Annotated in this window: 20 protein-coding genes, 2 other RNA genes and 2 riboswitches; of the genes, 19 read left to right on the top strand and 3 right to left on the bottom strand. The window is 34.4% G+C overall.

The features are described from left to right. The first annotated feature begins 101 nt into the window (after positions 1-101). The 3 genes from B5P40_RS05430 to pbuX all read left to right on the top strand — a co-directional run bounded on the left by B5P40_RS05430 (position 102) and on the right by pbuX (position 3,086). Positions 102-848, top strand: coding sequence for a type I methionyl aminopeptidase (locus tag B5P40_RS05430; RefSeq protein ID WP_002193184.1), 747 nt, complete (start codon positions 102-104; stop codon positions 846-848). Positions 849-964: 116 nt separating this feature from the next. After that, a riboswitch (purine riboswitch) is annotated at positions 965-1,066 on the top strand. A 107-nt stretch (positions 1,067-1,173) separates the two neighbouring features. Then, the gene (locus B5P40_RS05425; protein WP_002086571.1) at positions 1,174-1,767 is read left to right on the top strand and encodes a xanthine phosphoribosyltransferase; all 594 of its coding nucleotides are present in this window, start codon (positions 1,174-1,176) and stop codon (positions 1,765-1,767) included. A gap of 2 nt (positions 1,768-1,769) precedes the next feature. After that, positions 1,770-3,086: a xanthine permease PbuX gene (gene pbuX / locus B5P40_RS05420; protein ID WP_002126498.1), complete on the top strand. Its 1,317-nt coding sequence runs from the start codon at positions 1,770-1,772 to the stop codon at positions 3,084-3,086. A 15-nt stretch (positions 3,087-3,101) separates the two neighbouring features. On the opposite strand, the gene B5P40_RS05415 is transcribed toward pbuX, so the two are convergent. Continuing rightward, complete coding sequence (locus B5P40_RS05415) at positions 3,102-4,265, bottom strand: DUF418 domain-containing protein (protein ID WP_002186276.1); 1,164 nt, start codon at positions 4,263-4,265, stop codon at positions 3,102-3,104. Positions 4,266-4,619: 354 nt separating this feature from the next. Here B5P40_RS05415 and B5P40_RS32645 point away from each other — a divergent pair, with 354 nt between their 5' ends. Together B5P40_RS32645 and B5P40_RS05410 are read left to right on the top strand one after the other, a co-directional pair. Then, the gene (locus B5P40_RS32645) at positions 4,620-4,775 is read left to right on the top strand and encodes a hypothetical protein (RefSeq protein WP_002011935.1); all 156 of its coding nucleotides are present in this window, start codon (positions 4,620-4,622) and stop codon (positions 4,773-4,775) included. Positions 4,776-4,993: 218 nt separating this feature from the next. Continuing rightward, positions 4,994-8,653 carry a dynamin family protein gene (locus B5P40_RS05410; protein WP_113708954.1) on the top strand — a complete coding sequence of 1,220 codons (3,660 nt, stop codon included), beginning with the start codon at positions 4,994-4,996 and terminating at the stop codon, positions 8,651-8,653. Between the two features lie 3 nt (positions 8,654-8,656). Here B5P40_RS05410 and B5P40_RS05405 read toward each other — a convergent pair whose 3' ends face one another. Next, the gene (locus tag B5P40_RS05405) at positions 8,657-8,911 is read right to left on the bottom strand and encodes a DUF3931 domain-containing protein (RefSeq protein WP_000369740.1); all 255 of its coding nucleotides are present in this window, start codon (positions 8,909-8,911) and stop codon (positions 8,657-8,659) included. 71 nt (positions 8,912-8,982) lie between these two features. Between B5P40_RS05405 and B5P40_RS05400 the strand changes: the two genes are divergently transcribed. From B5P40_RS05400 to ssrS (B5P40_RS05380), 5 genes are all read left to right on the top strand, one after another. Further along, positions 8,983-9,450: a GNAT family N-acetyltransferase gene (locus B5P40_RS05400; RefSeq protein WP_002189027.1), complete on the top strand. Its 468-nt coding sequence runs from the start codon at positions 8,983-8,985 to the stop codon at positions 9,448-9,450. A gap of 21 nt (positions 9,451-9,471) precedes the next feature. Continuing rightward, positions 9,472-9,744, top strand: coding sequence for a YpbS family protein (locus B5P40_RS05395; protein ID WP_000451806.1), 273 nt, complete (start codon positions 9,472-9,474; stop codon positions 9,742-9,744). A 2-nt stretch (positions 9,745-9,746) separates the two neighbouring features. After that, complete coding sequence (locus B5P40_RS05390; protein WP_002189028.1) at positions 9,747-10,580, top strand: sulfurtransferase; 834 nt, start codon at positions 9,747-9,749, stop codon at positions 10,578-10,580. Between the two features lie 116 nt (positions 10,581-10,696). Further along, positions 10,697-10,879, top strand: a non-coding RNA gene (ssrS, locus tag B5P40_RS05385) — 6S RNA. Between the two features lie 21 nt (positions 10,880-10,900). Continuing rightward, positions 10,901-11,084, top strand: a non-coding RNA gene (gene ssrS / locus B5P40_RS05380) — 6S RNA. A 55-nt stretch (positions 11,085-11,139) separates the two neighbouring features. Here the strand turns inward: ssrS (B5P40_RS05380) and B5P40_RS05375 are convergent. Then, positions 11,140-11,589: a hypothetical protein gene (locus tag B5P40_RS05375; protein ID WP_002030848.1), complete on the bottom strand. Its 450-nt coding sequence runs from the start codon at positions 11,587-11,589 to the stop codon at positions 11,140-11,142. Between the two features lie 83 nt (positions 11,590-11,672). On the opposite strand from B5P40_RS05375, the gene B5P40_RS05370 reads away from it, so the two are divergent. From B5P40_RS05370 to B5P40_RS05330, 9 genes are all read left to right on the top strand, one after another. Beyond that, positions 11,673-11,984 carry a hypothetical protein gene (locus tag B5P40_RS05370; protein WP_002126505.1) on the top strand — a complete coding sequence of 104 codons (312 nt, stop codon included), beginning with the start codon at positions 11,673-11,675 and terminating at the stop codon, positions 11,982-11,984. Positions 11,985-11,987: 3 nt separating this feature from the next. After that, positions 11,988-13,223, top strand: a complete 1,236-nt coding sequence (locus B5P40_RS05365; RefSeq protein ID WP_002141059.1) for a glutathionylspermidine synthase family protein — start codon at positions 11,988-11,990, stop codon at positions 13,221-13,223. Further along, positions 13,220-13,606 carry a DUF350 domain-containing protein gene (locus B5P40_RS05360; RefSeq protein ID WP_002086561.1) on the top strand — a complete coding sequence of 129 codons (387 nt, stop codon included), beginning with the start codon at positions 13,220-13,222 and terminating at the stop codon, positions 13,604-13,606. Before B5P40_RS05365 ends, B5P40_RS05360 begins: the two co-directional genes overlap by 4 nt. Before the next feature lie 203 nt (positions 13,607-13,809). After that, positions 13,810-13,975: riboswitch (M-box (ykoK) riboswitch) on the top strand. A 354-nt stretch (positions 13,976-14,329) separates the two neighbouring features. Next, positions 14,330-15,055 carry a P-type ATPase actuator domain-containing protein gene (locus B5P40_RS05355; RefSeq protein WP_002189031.1) on the top strand — a complete coding sequence of 242 codons (726 nt, stop codon included), beginning with the start codon at positions 14,330-14,332 and terminating at the stop codon, positions 15,053-15,055. Positions 15,056-15,187: 132 nt separating this feature from the next. Next, positions 15,188-16,054, top strand: a complete 867-nt coding sequence (locus B5P40_RS05350) for a 5'-3' exonuclease (RefSeq protein WP_002135339.1) — start codon at positions 15,188-15,190, stop codon at positions 16,052-16,054. Positions 16,055-16,242: 188 nt separating this feature from the next. Next, entirely contained in the window at positions 16,243-16,383 is a 141-nt protein-coding gene (locus B5P40_RS05345) for an FbpB family small basic protein (protein ID WP_001228050.1), read from the top strand. A 332-nt stretch (positions 16,384-16,715) separates the two neighbouring features. Next, positions 16,716-17,876 (top strand): acyltransferase family protein, encoded by a 1,161-nt coding sequence (locus B5P40_RS05340; protein ID WP_002189032.1) that lies wholly within the window; start codon positions 16,716-16,718, stop codon positions 17,874-17,876. Between the two features lie 33 nt (positions 17,877-17,909). After that, positions 17,910-18,653: a YveK family protein gene (locus B5P40_RS05335; RefSeq protein WP_002193180.1), complete on the top strand. Its 744-nt coding sequence runs from the start codon at positions 17,910-17,912 to the stop codon at positions 18,651-18,653. Continuing rightward, complete coding sequence (locus tag B5P40_RS05330) at positions 18,640-19,260, top strand: CpsD/CapB family tyrosine-protein kinase (RefSeq protein ID WP_113708953.1); 621 nt, start codon at positions 18,640-18,642, stop codon at positions 19,258-19,260. The genes B5P40_RS05335 and B5P40_RS05330 overlap by 14 nt, the downstream gene beginning before the upstream one ends. Positions 19,261-19,266: the final 6 nt, after the last annotated feature.

Here is a 19,266-nt window from a genome sequence, read left to right as displayed (position 1 = left end):
TTTTTTTGTACTTGTTGTAATTAGAAGTTTTGAAATTTTGGAAGAGGATGTGTATGATTGAAGTTTAGTAGCAAATAGCAAGTTTAGTAAGGAGAGGTAGTATGATTACAATTAAAACGAAAAATGAAATAGATTTGATGCATGAATCTGGGAAGTTACTAGCTTCTTGTCATAGAGAAATTGCAAAAATGATGAAACCAGGAATAACGACACAAGAAATTGATACGTTTGTTGAAGCGTATTTAGAAAAGCATGGTGCAACATCTGAACAGAAAGGTTACAACGGGTATCCATATGCGATATGTGCATCTGTAAACGATGAAATGTGTCACGGTTTCCCTAGTGATGTACCTTTACAGGAAGGAGATATTGTGACAATTGACATGGTAGTAAACTTAAATGGTGCGCTCTCGGATTCTGCATGGACGTATATAGTTGGAGATATTTCTGATGAAGCAAAAAGGTTATTGTTAGTAGCAGAGAGTGCTTTATATAAAGGGATTGAGCAAGCAATAAGTGGTAACCATGTTGGAGATATTGGATACGCAATTGAAAGTTATGTAGCCTCTGAAGGGTTTTCTGTTGCAAGAGACTTTACGGGACACGGGATCGGTAAAGAGATTCATGAAGAACCAGCGATTTTTCATTTTGGTAAACAAGGACAAGGGCCTAAGTTACAAGAAGGAATGGTAATTACAATTGAGCCCATAGTAAATGTAGGTATGCGATATTCTAAAGTAGATTTAAATGGGTGGACTGCAAGAACGATGGACGGTAAATTATCAGCTCAATATGAGCATACAATTGCGATTACGAAGGATGGTCCTATCATATTAACGACGTTGTAATATGAAATGTGAAAGTTTGAAAAACTCGAACAAAAATGGTATTTTCATAAAATTCGTACGTGTTTTTTCGATAAATGCTTTTCAAAGTGAAAAAAGTGCGTTATAATCCTTCTATAAATAAATAAGTTAGCTACACTCATATAATCGCGGGGATATGGCCTGCAAGTTTCTACCGAAGTACCGTAAATACTTTGACTATGAGTGAGGACGAATATATTTGCTTGTTTAGCATTCTTTTTTGCGAAACTCCAAAAGCACGTCTCTCACTTGTAACGAGTGGTGGCGGCTTTTGGAGTTTTTTATTTGCATAAGAGGAGGAACTAACATGAAAGTATTACAAGAAAAGATTTTGAACGAAGGAAAGGTTTTATCTGGTGATGTATTAAAGGTAGATGCATTTTTAAATCATCAAATTGATCCAGTACTTATGCAAGAAATCGGAAAAGAATTCGCTAAGCGTTTTAAAGAAGAGAACATTACAAAAATCGTGACGATTGAATCTTCAGGCATTGCACCAGCGGTTATGGCTGCTTTAGAGCTTGGTGTAAAAGTAGTTTTTGCAAGAAAGCGTAAATCGTTAACGTTACAAGATAATATGTATGTTGCAAACGTATATTCATTTACAAAACAAGAAACGAACGAGATTTCATTATCTCGAAATCATATTGACGAAAATGATCATGTATTAATTATTGATGACTTTTTAGCAAATGGTCAGGCTGCTTTAGGTTTAATGAGTTTAGTAGAGCAAGCCGGGGCAAGTATTGCGGGAATTGGCATTGTTATTGAAAAAGCATTTCAAGATGGAGGAAAGAAGCTGCGTGAACAGGGTGTTCGTGTTGAATCACTAGCAGAAATTGCATCACTTGATAACGGCACAGTTACATTTGTACAGCAAGAAACTGCGGAGGTGAACTAACGATGAAGCAGCACCCATTTAAAATCGCATCGCTTGGTATTCAGCACATGCTTGCCATGTACGCTGGCGCAATTATTGTTCCTCTTATTGTCGGCGGGGGACTTGGTTTAAATCAACAAGAATTAACGTATTTAGTATCGATTGACTTATTAATGTGCGGCGTAGCAACGATTTTACAAGCATTATCAAATCGTTTTTTCGGTATTGGGCTTCCGGTTGTACTTGGTTGTACATTTACAGCGGTTGGACCGATGATTGCAATTGGTAAACAATACGGCGTGTCCTCTATATATGGAGCAATTATTGCTGCGGGATTATTTGTTGTTATTTTCGCGAAATTATTTGGGAAGCTTGTAAAACTGTTTCCTCCTGTTGTAACAGGATCTGTCGTTACAGTTATTGGGGTTACACTTGTTCCAGCAGCTATTAATGATATGGCTGGAGGAGTTGGAAGTAAAGATTTCGGAAGTCTAGAAAATTTAGCGTTAGCATTTGGTGTTTTATTATTTATCATTATTATGTATCGTTTCTTTGACGGATTTATTCGTTCAATCTCTATTTTACTAGGTCTATTGTTCGGTACAATCGTTGCAGCATTTATGGGGAAAGTAAGTTTGCAAGCGGTTGGAGAAGCGGATTGGTTCCACGGTATTCAGCCATTTTACTTCGGTACACCAACATTTGAATTAACGCCAATTATTACGATGATTCTCGTTGCTTGCGTAGGAATTGTGGAAGCAACAGGGGTATATTTTGCATTATCTGATATTTGTAATAAAAAGATCGGTGAAAAAGAATTAACAAAAGGTTATCGCGCAGAAGGATTAGCAATGGTTCTAGGTGGTATTTTTAACGCATTTCCATACACAACATATTCTCAAAACGTAGGACTTGTTCAATTAACTGGAGTAAGAAATCGCGTCATTATCTATACTTGTGGTGGTATGTTAATTGCTCTTGGGTTTATTCCTAAAATCGCAGCCATTACAACAATTATTCCGAAATCAGTACTTGGCGGTGCAATGCTAGCAATGTTCGGCATGGTTATGGCATATGGTATTAAAATGTTAAGCAGTGTTGATTTTGGAAAACAAGAAAATTTATTAATTGTTGCATGTTCTGTCGGAATCGGACTTGGAGTTACAGTTGTTCCAACGTTATTTTCACAGCTTCCGGAAAACATTCGTATTTTGACAGATAACGGAATTGTACTTGGAAGTGCATCAGCAGTACTTTTAAATATTGTATTTAATATGGTGCCGCAGCGTAAAGTAAAAGAAGAGCCAGTTCCGATGCAAAGTGCAGTAAGAGAAGCATAGAAAAGCAAGGTCTCATTATGAGACCTTGCTTTTCTTTTTAAGTGGCATCATTTTCCCGTACGTACCAAGACGCCAAATGTACTCAAGTGGCCCATATTGGTAACGTGAAAGCCACCAGTGGCTAATAAAGATTTGTAACGTATAAAAGCCGATGCAAAATAGTGGTCCCACCCATAATGGAGCGGGATAATAATTTTTGAAAAATAGGCCGAATACAAGTAACGTAACAATCGTATGCGTGATGTAATTTGTTAACGCCATTCGTCCGACATACTGGAACGGACGTAATAATGTTTGCCATCTTTCTTTTTGTAATAAACGCATGAGCGTGAAAATGTAGAATATGAATAATGTTTTTCCACTAAACATTGTAAAGGCCTGCATATAAAATGGTTCATAAGATGGTTTTGATAAGAAGTAACGGACCATGAAGAACCACATTGGTAATGTCAAAATGAACATAATGATTTGCCATTTTTTAAGCTTTGGATCCAACTCTTTCGTGCGGCGGAAAATATCTTTTTTGCCGGCGTATAAACCAAGTAAAAATAGTCCAACTGTTTCTGGGAGCATGAATACATTTAGTCCAATTCCTTCAGAATAAAATGCATGGAAACGATTTTGTATTTGTGACACCCAGTCTTCAAGTGGCATGATCGGTAAGGAAAACCCTAACTCTGCCTTTGGTACTAAGGCAACCACTATACTAGCGATTAGCATGAAAAATTGAAAAATACTTAGTAAAACTAATGCCCATATTAAAATAGTACGAGGCTCTCTCTTATAAAATAACAATAAGAAAAATCCAGCGATGGCATAACTATGTAAGATGTCTCCGTCCCATAAAAGAACGTAATGCAAGAACCCAAATAATAATAAAATAAGCAAGCGGCGAACAAATAAAGTTTTCGGACGATCTGTTTTCGCCTCAGCACGATTCATAAAGATATAAAAACCTAATCCGAATAAAAATGAAAAAATAGTATAAAACTTCGTTTGAATAAACATGTCATAAAATAAGCGAATATAGCTGTCTAATCCATCATAAACGCCGGAAATATCTCGAGAATCAACACCAGCGATAACTGGCCAGTTAACAAGAAAAATACCTAGTACAGCTATTCCTCTAATAATATCGATGGAATGTATCCTCTCGCCTTGTGAAATATTTTGTGTCATTATTTTCCTCCTTGTTAAGTAATTCCCTTTTATCCCGCATTAACAAGCAGTAAGACTCCCACCTCAAAATTCAGTGAATACGAGGAAGTTAGGTGGGAGATCGACTGCTTGTAAAAGCCCGATTGGTTCAACTAATAATTAGTGGGGATGGGAAATATCCCCACTAATTACAGTTTCACTCTATTATACAAAATGTAAAGAGGAGGGTATATAGGTTATTTCCAATTTTTAAAACTGCTAAGATGTGTATTATGAGATATAATAAGAGTGCACAGCAAGTTTTAAACTTCTTTAAAACAGGCAGTAAAGCTCCTTTTCCCGAAGGAGCTTTCTTTTTTTAGAAATTTGTTGATAATGATTCTCTTTAATGATAAAATGTATTCAAAAGTGATAATCATTATCAAAAAAGGTTGGTGTGTTAATATGGTGTATGCACTTGTTGCAGGAACGATTGCTATATATGTTGGTGTTACAAAGTATGTATTAAATGGAGTAGGAACAACAAAATGAATAATATTACATAAAATCCCTTTCATTTGTAAAAAGAATGAAAGGGATTTTTTATTTTTGATGTGAATATGCTGAAAATTTAGTATGATAATAAAGTGAAACTTTAATCAGCGGGGAGGTCTATCCCTCACTGATTACTAGCCCGCACGAAACGGGTTTTTACTGCCCACAAATAGCGGGATAAAGTATATACATCTTGGATAAAGGGGAACAAGGGGATGACAAACATAGTACAGACAAACGGTATGAAAAAACTTGTTTGTTTTTATGAAGAGTGGCAAAAAAACGGCGATGTAGAGAATAGTTTGAAGTTGTTTGAAGTGATTCAAAAATATAAACAAGAGCAGCTTATGCTAGCTTTTTGTGGTCATTTTTCTGCGGGGAAATCGACAATGATGAATCACCTATATAAAGCGCAATTATTACCGACAAGTCCGATTCCAACGAGTGCTAACGTTGTTAAAATTGAAAGAGGATCTGATCGTGTTGTTGTAACGATTAAGTCTGGAGAAGAGTATGAATATGACGGCGCATATTCAGCAGAAGAATTAAAACAAATATGTAAAGACGGTGATGAAGTAATTGGTGTTCATATTTATCGAAATGATGCGCCAATTCCTGATGGGGTTATGTTAGTTGATACGCCCGGAATTGATTCTACGGATGATGCCCACCAATTAGCGACGGAATCAACACTGCATCTAGCAGATGTTATTTTCTATATGATGGATTATAACCATGTCCAATCAGAGGTTAACTTACAGTTTGTTAAAGAATTGAAACAACGTAATAAAACGGTTTATCTCGTTGTAAACCAAATAGATAAACATAAAGCAAATGAGTTATCGTTTGAAGAGTATAGAGATAGTGTAAAACAGTCTTTTTCTAACTGGGATATTGAAGTAGATGGTATTTTCTATACATCATTGCGAATGATGAATCATCCATACAATGAAATTCAAAGTTTAGAAGCATTAATCTTTTCTATCATGAAAGAAAAAGAGCAGTATGTAAGAAAGGGAATGGAGCGAGAAACAGAATATTTACTGCAAGAACATTGTTCGTTTATTCTTTCTGAAAATGAAAAACATCTCATGAAATATGAAGAAGAATTAACATCACCACTGTCACTTTCAGAGATAGTTGAAAAAAAGGAAGAGTTAACTGAAAATAAAAATCGGGTGGCTAGTAAAGAATCTGATGTGAGAAATGAATTTATAAAAGGTTTACAAGCCATATTAGATAACGCGTATTTAATGCCATTTGAAATGAGAGAATTGGCAAATAAATATTTAGAAACGAAATTAACGAAGTTTAAAGTTGGTTTGTTATTTGCGAAAGGAAAGACGGAGCAAGAAAAACAGAGACGTGTAGATGCTTTTTATTCTGCTCTTCAAAAGACTGTTGAAACGCAACTTGATTTTCATGTGAAAGAATTTATTGTAGCCTTCTTAAAAGAAGACGGGTTATTTACAGAGGAAATAGGGAAAGACATATATGCGTTAGAAATTGCTTTCGGACCGGAAGTGTTGGCTGAAACAATTAAACAGGGGGCTGGATTTACCGGTGATTACTTACTTCTTTATACTGCTGACGTTGCAAATGAGTTAAAGAAAAGATACTTTATGAAATCTCAGCAAATCTTTGGAAAAAGTACGGGTATATTGCAGAAGAAAGTGAAGATAGAGATTGCTCGTATTGAAGAAGAAATTGAAAAATATACGATGTTACAAACAGCAAAAGAAACAAAATTACAGTACATTAAGACGTATGAGGAATATGAGAGCTATTTAGGAGATATTTGGAATGAAAATGTTTCTATACCAGATGGATTGCAAATAGACGAAATATTACAAAGTAAAAAACAAGTTGTTAGTGAGAAGTTTAAACTACAAGAGCAAGAAATTGTAAATGATAACGTAGCGGCTAGTGAAGAAGAGATTAAAGGAACGAAAGCTTTAAATATTCAGCTTATATTAGAAAAAGTGAAGAAAGCTGAAACGATATTAGATCCATTGCCTACACTGAAACATCTACAGCAAGAAGTAGTTGGAAAAAGACAGCGTGTAGAAACGAAGCAATTTACAGTAGCGTTATTTGGAGCTTTTAGTGCTGGGAAATCATCATTTGCTAACGCATTGCTCGGTGAAAAGGTACTTCCTGTATCGCCAAACCCAACGACAGCAACAATAAATCAAATTTTGCCAGTTACAGAAGATAAACAACATGGAACGGTAATTGTCCAGTTTAAATCAGAGCAAGCGCTGTTAGAAGATATGAAAGCTGTTTATAAAATGTTTCACTATGAAATTGCTACATTGGAAGAAGCGTTAACGAAAATTGATCAAATTATGAAATACCCTTCACCAAGCGGGAAGCAAAAAACAACATTTAGCTTTTTGCGAGCGGTACAAAAAGGATATGAGGCAGTTGCTAATCATTTAGGGGAACAATTACAAGTTACGTTAGAGGAGTTCTCTGATTATGTAGCTAATGAAGAAAAATCATGCTTTGTTGAGTATATGGAGCTTTATTATGATTGTGCTTTAACAAGGCAAGGAGTAGCTCTTGTAGATACACCAGGGGCGGATTCTATTAACGCGCGTCATACGGATGTTGCATTCCAGTATATTAAAAACGCAGATGCTATTTTATTCGTAACATACTATAATCATGTTTTCTCTCGTGCAGATCGTGAGTTTTTAATTCAGCTCGGTCGTGTAAAGGATACATTTGCACTTGATAAAATGTTCTTCTTAATAAATGCTGCCGATTTAGCGCAATCTGAAGAAGAACTTGAAATGGTAAAAGGTTATATTGCGGATCAGCTCCTGCAATACGGTATTAGAAATCCACGTTTATTTGCAATTTCAAGTTTATGTGCGCTTGAAGAAAAGCAAGGGAAAAGTATTGATAAAGAAAAGTATGGTATTTTACAAAACTCCGGGATTACTAAGTTTGAAGAATCATTTACGTCCTTTATGATGAGGGATTTAATGCTTGTATCTGTGCATGCTTTATATGGTGCATTACAAGGAGCGAATCAGCTTCTTGTAAATATGATAAATGGCGCAAAGCAGGGAAATGATGAGAAAGAGAAGCAAACAAAAAAATATGAAGCAGAGCGTAATCAGCTACTTCATATTATTTCATCATATAGTGTACTTGCTGAAGAGCAAGCAATGCAAAATGAAGTGAAAGAATTGCTTTATTATGTACACCAACGTCTATTTTTACGCTATAACGATGTGTTTACTGAATTTATTAATCCGGCGTCGTTACGAACAGATGGGAATGTGAAAATGCAGTTGCAGCAATGTGTAATGGAATTAGTTTCATTTATTCAACATGATTTATTACAAGAAATGCGTGCGACATCATTACGTCTTGAAAAATGGATAGATGAAGCGATGAAGCGTGCAAAGGATGAAATTGTTGTGAATTGCAAAGTGGAAAATGAATCGATTTCTATGGGTGGAACAGTGGATTATGAATATAAAATTATTACACATAAAGAGCCGTTTCCTTCAATAGAAATAAAAGATTTTAAAAAGGCACTAGCACATTTTAAAAATGAGAAAAGCTTTTTTGAAAAAAATGATAAAGCTTTTATGCAAGAAGACGCTAAAGGAGTGTTAGAACCTTTCGTATCAAACTATGTAGTTGATGAAGAAGATTTATTCGTTCATCATTATAAGCAAGAGTGGGATGCAAAATGGAACCTATTCCAAAAGGTGATGCAGCAAGATGTTGAGAATTATTATGAAAGTATATTATTCGCTTTAGCTGAAACAATTGATGTATCACTATACGAACAAAGTAAAGAAGAGCTACAAAAGCAGTTAGTAGAAATTGAAAAAGAAATTTATATTAAATAGCTGTTATGAAAAAAAGATTCGTTCAATTTTCTTTTGTAGTACAGTATCTAAAGATTTTACAAACCCTGCAAACTCATCAGTAGAAATCATATGGGTAAGAACTAAGCGTCTGCCGTCTGGTGTTTCACCGCATAAGACGAATGAAGAAAACTCATACGTTTTGTTTTCTACTACTAATTTTGGATAGGAATATGTGTCGCTCTTCTTTTTCTTTCCATCAATAGAGATGACGTTGCATTTTTTCTCATTGTTGTCCATGGTGAATCCCTCCTTTCTATTATCTATGGTAGACAAGGGGGGTTTAGAACAATAGAGGAGGGGGAATTTTTATGTCTGTTGTCATAGAGCGTATTTCGAAAGAAGCTATACCGAAATCTTTATTACTCCTTGCTGATCCAAGTGAAAGCCAAATTGATGCATATGTACAGAGTGGGTTTACGTATATAGCTAAACAAGAAGAAAGAATCATCGGTGTATATGTACTTTTGGAAACAAGACCAAGGACAATGGAAATTATGAATATTGCGGTTGTAGAGCATTTGCAAGGAAAAGGGATTGGAAAGCAGCTATTAAGTCATGCCGTAGAAACTGCTAAAGGATATGGTATGTCAAAACTTGAAGTTGGTACAGGCAATTCTAGTGTTTCACAACTTGCTTTATATCAAAAATGTGGATTTCGTATTTTTTCTATTGATTTTGATTACTTTTCAAAGCATTATGAAGAAGAGATTATTGAAAATGGGATTGTATGTCGTGATATGATTCGGCTTGCAATGGAATTGAATAAGAACGTATAACTTATATAGGGGGAAGAGAAGATGGAAGTACATAAAGCAATTACAGCACATTCTCGTAAACAAAATGAAAGTGTAAAAGCATGTTTACAATTAGATGCGCAGCGTGAAGCAGCTATTGAAGCAGCCGTATCTCTTGCGTCAAAGGGGAAAGAATTTTCGGTTGATATCATTAATGTTGTAACAAAGCAAATTAATGATCTTGCAAAAAATGGTGTTACACTGCAGCGTAAATTTGTTACAGAAGAAATGGTTATGGAGTATGTAAGTCGTTTGCAAGAGAAAGAAGGTCGTTAAAGATGATAGTTACAGTCGAATGGTTACGTGAGCATATAGAAGATGAGAATGTCCGTATAATCGATTGTCGTTTTGATTTAGCGAATCCTAATTGGGGTAGAGAAAAGTATGAGGAAGAACATATTCTTCATGCGTTATATTTTGATTTGAATTTAGTTTTATCAAGTCCTGTAACAGAACATGGTGGTCGCCATCCATTGCCGAATATTGAGGAGTTTGCAGACAAGCTTTCACAGGCCGGGATTGATGAACATACGACAGTGATTGCGTATGACAGTCAAGCTGGTGCAATGGCTTCTCGTTTATGGTGGTTATTAAACTATGTAGGACATGAGAAAGTGTATATATTAGACGGTGGATTTCCAGCTTGGAAAGAGAATGGATTACACACAACGCCGAATATCCCAGTTATTGCACGAAAACCTTTTATACCGGAAATACAAGAAAATATGCTTGTAACGATGGAAGATGTGAGAGGGAAAATTCGTGCAGGTGCAAATATGACATTAATTGATTCTAGGGAACCAAAACGTTATGCTGGTGCGGAAGAGCTCGTTGATTCGAAGGCAGGGCATATTCCGACGGCAGTAAACTATTTTTGGAAAGATGGGATTTTAGAATCGGGACACTTTAAAAACGAAGAGGAACAGCAAGGGCGTTTCCAAAATCTTGATAAAGAGAAGGAAACAATCGTATATTGTGGTTCTGGTGTTACAGCGTGTCCGAACATAGTTGCATTAAAATTAGCTGGTTTTCAAAATGTTAAATTGTATACAGGTAGCTGGAGTGATTGGATTTCTTATCCAGAAAATCAAATTGCAAAAGAAGAAGATTAATCACTTGCATGCAAAAATAATTTGTATTAAAATAAGGTCACAAGCAAGAGATTGCTTCAAAAAAATTATATTTTACACATTGGAAACAATGTGATAATATAACGACAAGTAAATAATACATCCTGCGGTGTGCGTAACTTATTTATGTCTAAAACCGATGTTAGTTTTACGGAAGCTCAATATTTAGTGACCATTATCAAGCCTTCCTTGTGGAGGAAGATATACGGTAACTGTGAGGGCATCCACCTGCGAGTAGCGGGTTTTTGGACATTTACGAGAGACGGCACTTGCGGGGGTCTTATTTCAACTAATAGTATATAAAATTCCTACGGTGTACGTAGCTTGTGTATGTCTTAAACCAATAAGTATAATGCGGAAGTTCAATATTTAAATGTAGATAGCAGGCCATCTTTTTAAGAAGGAAGTTACAAACATTTGTGAGAACATCCACCTGTGAGAGCAGGTTTATGGACATCTATAGATAACGGCATATGTGGGACTATATAAAAAACCTTACGTTTTATACGTAAGGTTTTTTTGTTGAATAAATATACTCATGTTATCTCGATTTACCTGTAAAGTTCCCATAATAAATATAGCACTTACGGTCTTCATCAATTTCTCTTGAATCGAGGGTGAATTCCAAATGTATTCCATCCCGTTGAATATATATAATATCTGAATGGAGAGAGGGTAAGATATCCTCGTAATTCCAAATATCTTTACTTTCTATCATAATTGAGCAGGTTTCCTTTAATTCTCTAATTTCAAAACCTATGTGCGAGTATGTAGGATCTGAAGGGTCGTTGGAAAAAACTTCTTTTTGTATATATAACACTGCTGTTCCGTCTGGATCTACTGAAGTTGCAGTAACGATATATGTATTTCCATCTTTTATAAAATATTCACAAGTCATGCGCGCGACAATTTCAGAATTAGAAATATTTGCGTAGTTCCATAAAGCTGGATACCCGTTTGTTTCATCATTGAGCCGATATTCCAATCGCATTTTATCCCTCTTCTTCCTTTTTCTTCTACTTTATCATGACATCTTATATAATAGAAATATAATTTAAAAAGGGGAGTGCAAAGGTGACAAAAACGAAATGGCTAGTAGGTGGTGTCCTAACATCTTTAATGACGGGCACTTTATTTGGCTGCGCGCAAGATATTCCCCCCGAACCGAATGATAATAGTTGTTCTGATTGGGATTGGGATGATGAGCTTGGTGTTTGGCAGTGTGATGATAGTAGTTCAGGTTATCGTGGACATTACTTTTATGGTGGTACATACTATCAAAATAAATCCACCTTCAAAAATTCATCAGAGTTTAAAACTTATCAATCTTCTGCCGAATTTAAAGGTGGAATTGGAAGCGGTTCAAAGGGAGGATTTGGGGGCTAACATATGTCGCAATACATAAGGGATCGAAAAGAGTTTTATTCGAAATATCCGAATTTTTGGTCGGATTTATATGAATGTGAGTATAGTTTGTTTCATGTTTTCCCGATAACAGAGCAAACGATGAAACAATTACAAGTAGCAACTGAACGAATGGGGAAAATATTTTTTAAGACTGCTAGAATTCTTCGGAATTTATCTAATGAACAGCTTCTTGAACTCGGTTTTCCAACTGCAAGCTTGCCTTTTATTAGACTGAAAGGGATGTATCCTGAATCTGTTATTTCACGATTTGATTTTGCTTTAACAGAGGATAATCGTATTAAAATGCTTGAGTTTAATAGTGATACTCCAACTTTTATTGTGGAATGCTTTCAAATGAATGGAAAAGTTTGTGAAGAATTAGGCTATGATGATCCAAATGCAAATCAAGAGCGCTTACTTTCTTCTGGTATTACAAAAGCCGTAATGGAGTTTACAAAAGGAATGGAAGATCCAAATGTTGTTTTCACAGCTCATCCTGAACATATAGAAGATTGGAATACGACTATGTATTTAAGTAGGCTATGTCATGTTGAAAATAAAGTAATGCCAATGACAGAACTTAGAATTACAGATGATGCTTTAGTAGATAGAGATGGTGTACCAATTGATGTTTTGTATCGCCAAACATATCCAATTGAAGACTTAATTGAAGATCAAGATCCCGAAACGGGGGATTTGGTGGGAGTAGAACTTTTGCAACTTGTAAAAGAAGGAAAGCTTTTTATTATAAATCCTTTGTCGGCCTTTTTACTTCAGCCGAAATCAATTCAATGTCTTATTTGGGGATTAGCAGAAGAAGGTGCTTTTTACACAAGTGAGGAACAAAAGTGGATTAAAGAATATATGCTTCCTACATATTTAGAGCCAGATTTATTTTTTGGGAAAAGTCCGTTCGTTCAAAAACCTTCGTTCGGTAGGGAAGGTGACACGATTACGATTCGTGATAAGGATACAAATATTATGATTCGAAATGCACATGAAACGTATAAATCGTCACTGCCTATATTTCAGAAATATACAGAGCTTCCAGTTGTATTTTTGGAAACTGAAAAAGGAATTGAGAAGCTGTCGTACGTGTTTGGGGCTTTTTTAATTGCTGGAAAAGCGAGCAGCATCGGTATACGTGCCGGAGAAAAAATTACGGGAAATGAATCGTATTATTTACCGGTAGGTATTAAGAAGGAGGAAAATAAATGATTAATTTTTTACTATATTTAGCAGTATCACTTGTACTTTTGTGTATCGGTCTTTTTCTTATGGAAGTGACAACGAAAGTTAAGGAATTTAAGTTAATGGCTCAAGGGAATAAAGCGGTAAGCTATGTACTTGGAGGAAGACTACTTGGTCTTGCTATCGTTTTATATTCAACGGCTGCTAATTCTATTTCAATTCTTGATATGGTTTCATGGGGAGCTGTTGGGATTTTAGCTCAAATTATTGTCTTTTATTTAGCGGAATGGCTTACACCACGTTTTAATATTAATAAAAGTCTTGAAGAAGATAATCAAGCAGTTGGTCTTTTCCTTATGTTTTTATCACTTTCCATCGGAATTGTAATTGCTGGTTGTGTAACGTATTAAAACCCTTACATTTTAACGTAAGGGTTTTATTTTTCATTTGCTAATTTTTTGCAATATGTGTTCAATTAATTTATGTAGCCGAACGCTGAGCAGGATGCGTATTAGTGTACTAAACTCGAGATAGTTATTGTAATAAGGAAAAGTTTCCATACAAAGTGTTGACATCTATTTTAAATAAGAGTAACATTTTCTATGTAATTATAATAAGTCTCTGTTAGGTGAGGCTCCTGTATAGAGAAATGCTACTGCCCAAAAATGTCGAGAGACGCCAATGGGTCAACAGGAATGATCGAATTAAGGTTTTTCTTAACGTAGCTGGTAATGAACCTATGCTATACAGTGCTAAAACTCGGCGAGGGAGAGGTCCATAGATTTCTAATTGTATTATATTAGGAATCGCTTATTTGTGTATGCAATGACCTTTGCTCTCTTATGAGTAAGGGTCTTTTTTGTTAGCAAGCTATGAGTAATTTCATAGTATAGATTATAACTAAAAAATTAAAGAGGAGGTGAGGAGCATGTCAAATTCTGACTCGGTTCCGTTACCCATATACTTCAAATCAAAAATATATGATGTAGGCAGGAAACGACTTGTTCCTCCCTCTATATTTATCATAATGTAGCGTTTATTCGAGTATTTAAGCGCTAGACACTTTCACAGTAAAGTGGATAAATTGAGAAACAAAGCGTTTCTTCCTATGTTGTAAAGGAGGAGACGATAATATGTTATATGTAAATAAAAGTGTGGGTAACACTTCGTATAAATTAAGTAAAAAAGCAATGAAAGAACAAACAATGCTTCAAAAAAATAAAGATTTATTAATTGAAATCGCAACAAGAGATGTAAAATCTGTATTTGCGTATTTTAAAACAACAAGAGACGGACTATCTATGAAAGAGGCACAAAAGCGTATTCAAGTATACGGCCGAAATGAATTAACTTCAAAAAGAGCGCGTATTGCGGAAGTAATGATGAAGCTAAGTGGAATGATCCCAGGTCTTTCAAAACAAAATATGGGTGATGAATTACAATGTGAAACAGTTACTGTTTCTAGAGTAGCTGGCTGTAGCGTAACAGGGCTAAACAGTGAACTAAAAATGATGAAATTACCAGTACAAGAGCTTGTACCTGGAGATATGATTTTTCTTGCAGAGGGCGATACAGTGCCAGCAGATGTACGTATTATTTATGCAAATGATTTATTAGTAAATGAATCTATGCTGACAGGAAACGATGCTAGTATTGAGAAATTTGAAAGTTGCTATCATCTTGAACGTAAACGATTTATTCCATTAAAACGGATGAAAGACTATAATCCACTTGAACTTGAAAATGTATGTTTCAAAGGTACGTATATTGTTGACGGAAATGCAAAGGCTGTAGTTGTTTCGACAGGTAAAAATACGTATTCAGGAATACTTCATACTTGCTACGGTAGAATGTCTTAATGTGTTAATGATGCTAAATATACAAAAACAATGTATAATAGACAAAGTTGAACAAAAACGTAGAATGGTAATCTATATATAACCTTACGTGATAACGTGAGGTTATTATTTTTTGTTAGTAGGAGAGGAATTATGAAAAAAGTATTATTAGTTGATGGTATGGCACTATTATTTCGTGCTTTTTACGCAACAAGTGTATATGGACAATTTATGAAACGACAAGATGGTACCCCGACGAATGGGATTCATGGTTATATGAAGCATTTATTAACAGCAACACAAGCAATCGAACCAACGCACATTGTAACGTGCTGGGATATGGGAAGTACGACATTTAGAACGGAATCTTTCTCGAATTATAAAGCAAATCGTGCAGCACCGCCGGAAGAATTAATTCCGCAATTTGATTTAGTGCAAGAAATGACTGCGAAATTATCTATGCCTGTAATCGGTATGAAAGGTTATGAAGCGGATGATTGTATCGGTACGCTTGCAAAACAATATTGCAATGAAGCGGAAGTTTATATTTTGACAGGTGATACAGATTTACTTCAACTTGTTGATACGAATGTTACAGTTATGCTTCTTCGTAAAGGAATTGGAAATTACGAGTATTACACACCGGAAAAAATCATGGAAGAGAAAGGTGTAGAACCTTGGCAAATTGTTCATGCGAAAGCTTTCATGGGAGATACAAGTGATAATTATCCGGGTGTAAAAGGTATTGGTGAAAAAACAGCGTATAAGCTGATTCAAGAATACGGGACAGTATCGGCAGTGCTAGAAAATATAGCATCATTAACGAAAGCGCAGCGCACAAAAATTGAAAGTGATTTAGAGAATTTAAATATCTCTTTACAATTAGCGCAAATTCATTGTGAAGTTCCAATTTCATGCTTATTAGAAGAAGGGTTACACACAATGGACGAAGAAAAACTACGCTTTGTTTGTAACGAAATGAATTGGGGAAGACCTGAAATATTAATTAATATGCTTTAAAGAGCATGGAAAGGTTGATCAAATATATTTTTGATTAACCTTTCTTTTTTTTGTTCACAAAGTTGTCAGAAAATAAACGGAATTTTCATCTGAAGTTCAAATGGAATTCACAACAATCAATTATTATAAGAACACACAGATAATTCCTTATCTTTTATATAAACCATCCCCCAAGGAGGAAAATAAACATGCGAAAAAAAGTGAGAAAATCCTTTAAACAATTATTAATAGAAAATAAACAATCCCTACTAACTAATAAAGAGAATATGAAAGAAATTGAAGAACGGATTGAGAAACGACATGTAGCATATAATGGTGCTAATAATTAAATAAAATAAAAAAGATAGCCTATAAATAAAGGCTATCTTTTTTATTTTATATTGAAAAAACACTAGTCCTCTCTTTAATTTTGTAAGTATGCAACATATTTTTATAGTGTTTTTCTAACAATATTACCAATTTTTCGAGGTTGAAATTGGCATATACCAATTTTTAAGATTTACTATTCATAATATTACAAAAAATGTTACAATACACTCAAATTTATACTATAAAATCATTTTAATATGAAAAATTGGAATGAAAAGAAAGGAGAGGAATATGAATAAAGATGTCGCTTTGAAATGATTATTATCATTTCATTAGGAGTTGATGTAAAACGATGGAGAGGCATGAAGAACTGGATTCTATAAGAGGAATTTCTTCATTGGTAGTAATGATTGGTCATTATTTGATGATTTTCTCAGCATTTCAAAATTACAGTTATGAAGATAATAAACCATTTGTTGTATATCTATTAAAAGAAACGCCTGCACGTCTTATTTTTAGTAGTGGTAACGAATCTGTTATTATCTTTTTTGTTTTGAGTGGATTTGTTTTGTATGAATCTATTCAAAAAACAAATAGTAGCTATGGATCATACCTTTTAAAACGTATATGCAGAATATACATTCCATATATTGTGGCAATAGTCATAGCTATTATATGCCAGACTACAATAAGTAAATATGGTATTTCTTATTTAAGCGAATGGTTTAATCGCTCATGGACGATTGAAAGTTCTTTAAGTCTAATAGCACAGCATGTTTTATTGGTTGGGAAATATAATACAGATACATATAACAGTGTGATTTGGTCACTTGTACATGAAATGCGAATATCTATAATTTTCCCGTTAGTTTTGATGGTTTGTTTACGCAAAACAGTAAGGGGTTCATTACTATCATTGTTTAGTTTTAGTATATGTTCTGTCGTGATATTATTTTTATTTCGCTCGAGTTTAACATTAACAAGCTATGTATTAACGTTGCATTACACAGTGCTGTTTTTACTAGGAGCACTAGTTGCGAAGTATAAAAATAATTTAATAGCTTTTTATAGTAATTGTACTAAAAATACGAAAATTACATGGTTTTTATTTGCGATTTTACTTTATATGTATGAAGGGCTTATTGGAGAAATTAAAGTGCTCAATAATTTTATATTTCGAGACTACGTAGTAGCGATAAGCGCATGTCTATTTGTCATATTAAGCCTTTCAGTGTCAACATTTTCAACCTTGCTACGCAATAAATACTTGTTGTATTTGGGGAAAATTTCTTACAGTCTTTATTTGTATCATCTTATATCATTATTTTCCTTAATATACATGCTCAATGAAATATTACCGCTAACTATTATTTTGATTATGTCGCTCATTCTTTCTTTTATACTTGCAACGATTTCATATTTGTTTGTAGAGAAATTTTCATTCAGATTAGGAAAGTATATAACAAAACAAGAAGATATAGAAAAGAAAGGGTTATCTGTACAAAATGATTAACAGGATGCTATTCATAAAAAGGCGGTGGAATCATTGAAGCAAGAAATTAGTATGAAAGATTTTCAACAGTTACTGAAAAGAAGATTCGTAACGATCATTTTGACGATGTGTTGTTTAACCGTTTCTCTAGTTATTATTTCTATGTATGTGCTAAAGCCTTCGTATCAATATTCAGCGCAAATTCTTGTTGGAAATTTAGATGAGTTTAATAAGGAAAATACAGCGAATAAAACACAAGAAAATAAGCAACTTGTAACATCGTTTGTTGACATTTTAAAAAGTCCACTTATTATTTCGACAGTAAGAAACACTTTGAAATTAGAACAATCAAGTTATGAATTAGCACAAAAAATTTCGGTGTTGAATACGGACAACTCACAAATTGTTACTGTTACAGTAAAAGATTCGGATCCTAAAATCGTGAAAGAAATTGTAAAGTCATTGGCAGAACAATCTCAAAAAAGCTTTCAACAGTATACGAATGTACAGGGGGTAAAAATATTAACTGACCGAGAGTTACAGGAAGAAGCTGAAAAGCTGTTTCCGAAATTTCAACTTATCATTCCTATCTCTTTAATTGTTAGTTTTTTTGTTGGTGTAGGTTTAGCTGTATTTCGAGATTATTTTGATGAACGTATATACGTGGAACAGGATTTAGAGAAAATAACGACAGTCTCTGTTATTGGTCATATAAATATGAAACCGAAAAGAAAAAAGAAACCTACAGAGGTTGATAAGCAATCATCTATATATCGAGGTGAACATGTCGATGTTTAAGACAAAGAAAAAGCTGCCATTCGATCCGCATGATGCTCTGATGAAAGAGCAATTTTATACTATATATCATGAATTGAAAAAATCAGGAAAACGAGTATTCACAGTTAGCTCAACGAAGGATAGAGGTGTTGTTGCTTCACTTATAGTAAATATGGGATTAGTTTTTGCGGAAATGAAAAAAAAAGTATTACTTGTCGATATGAATTTTTCTGATCCTAAACTCCATCTACTATTACACAGCAACCATATGACAACAGTAAACGATATATTAAGCTCTTCCGCCTTAAATTGTGAATCTTTTTCTAGTTCTTTTTCTGAATATTTATATTGTATTCCCGCAAAAAAAAATGTACATACTGGGACGCCCTTAGTTGCTATGGATGAATTTGATAATGTAATAGACAAGTGGAAAGTAGACTTTGATTATATTTTCTTTTATTCATCCGAAGTATTTGAGCTTCCTGCTACGTATATTATTGCGGAGAAATGTGATGGAGTAATTTTGGCAGTCAAAAAACGAAAAGATTCGCTGCGTACAGTGAAAAAAGTAATAGCGGACATAAAGAGAAAAGAATGTGAATTGCTAGGTATAGTTTTATATTCTTGAATTTGG

The organism is Bacillus sp. SRB_8, from assembly GCF_003264205.1.
In the GTDB taxonomy this organism is placed as follows: Bacteria; Bacillota; Bacilli; order Bacillales; family Bacillaceae_G; genus Bacillus_A; species Bacillus_A mycoides.
This window is presented reverse-complemented; position numbering and strand designations above follow the sequence as displayed.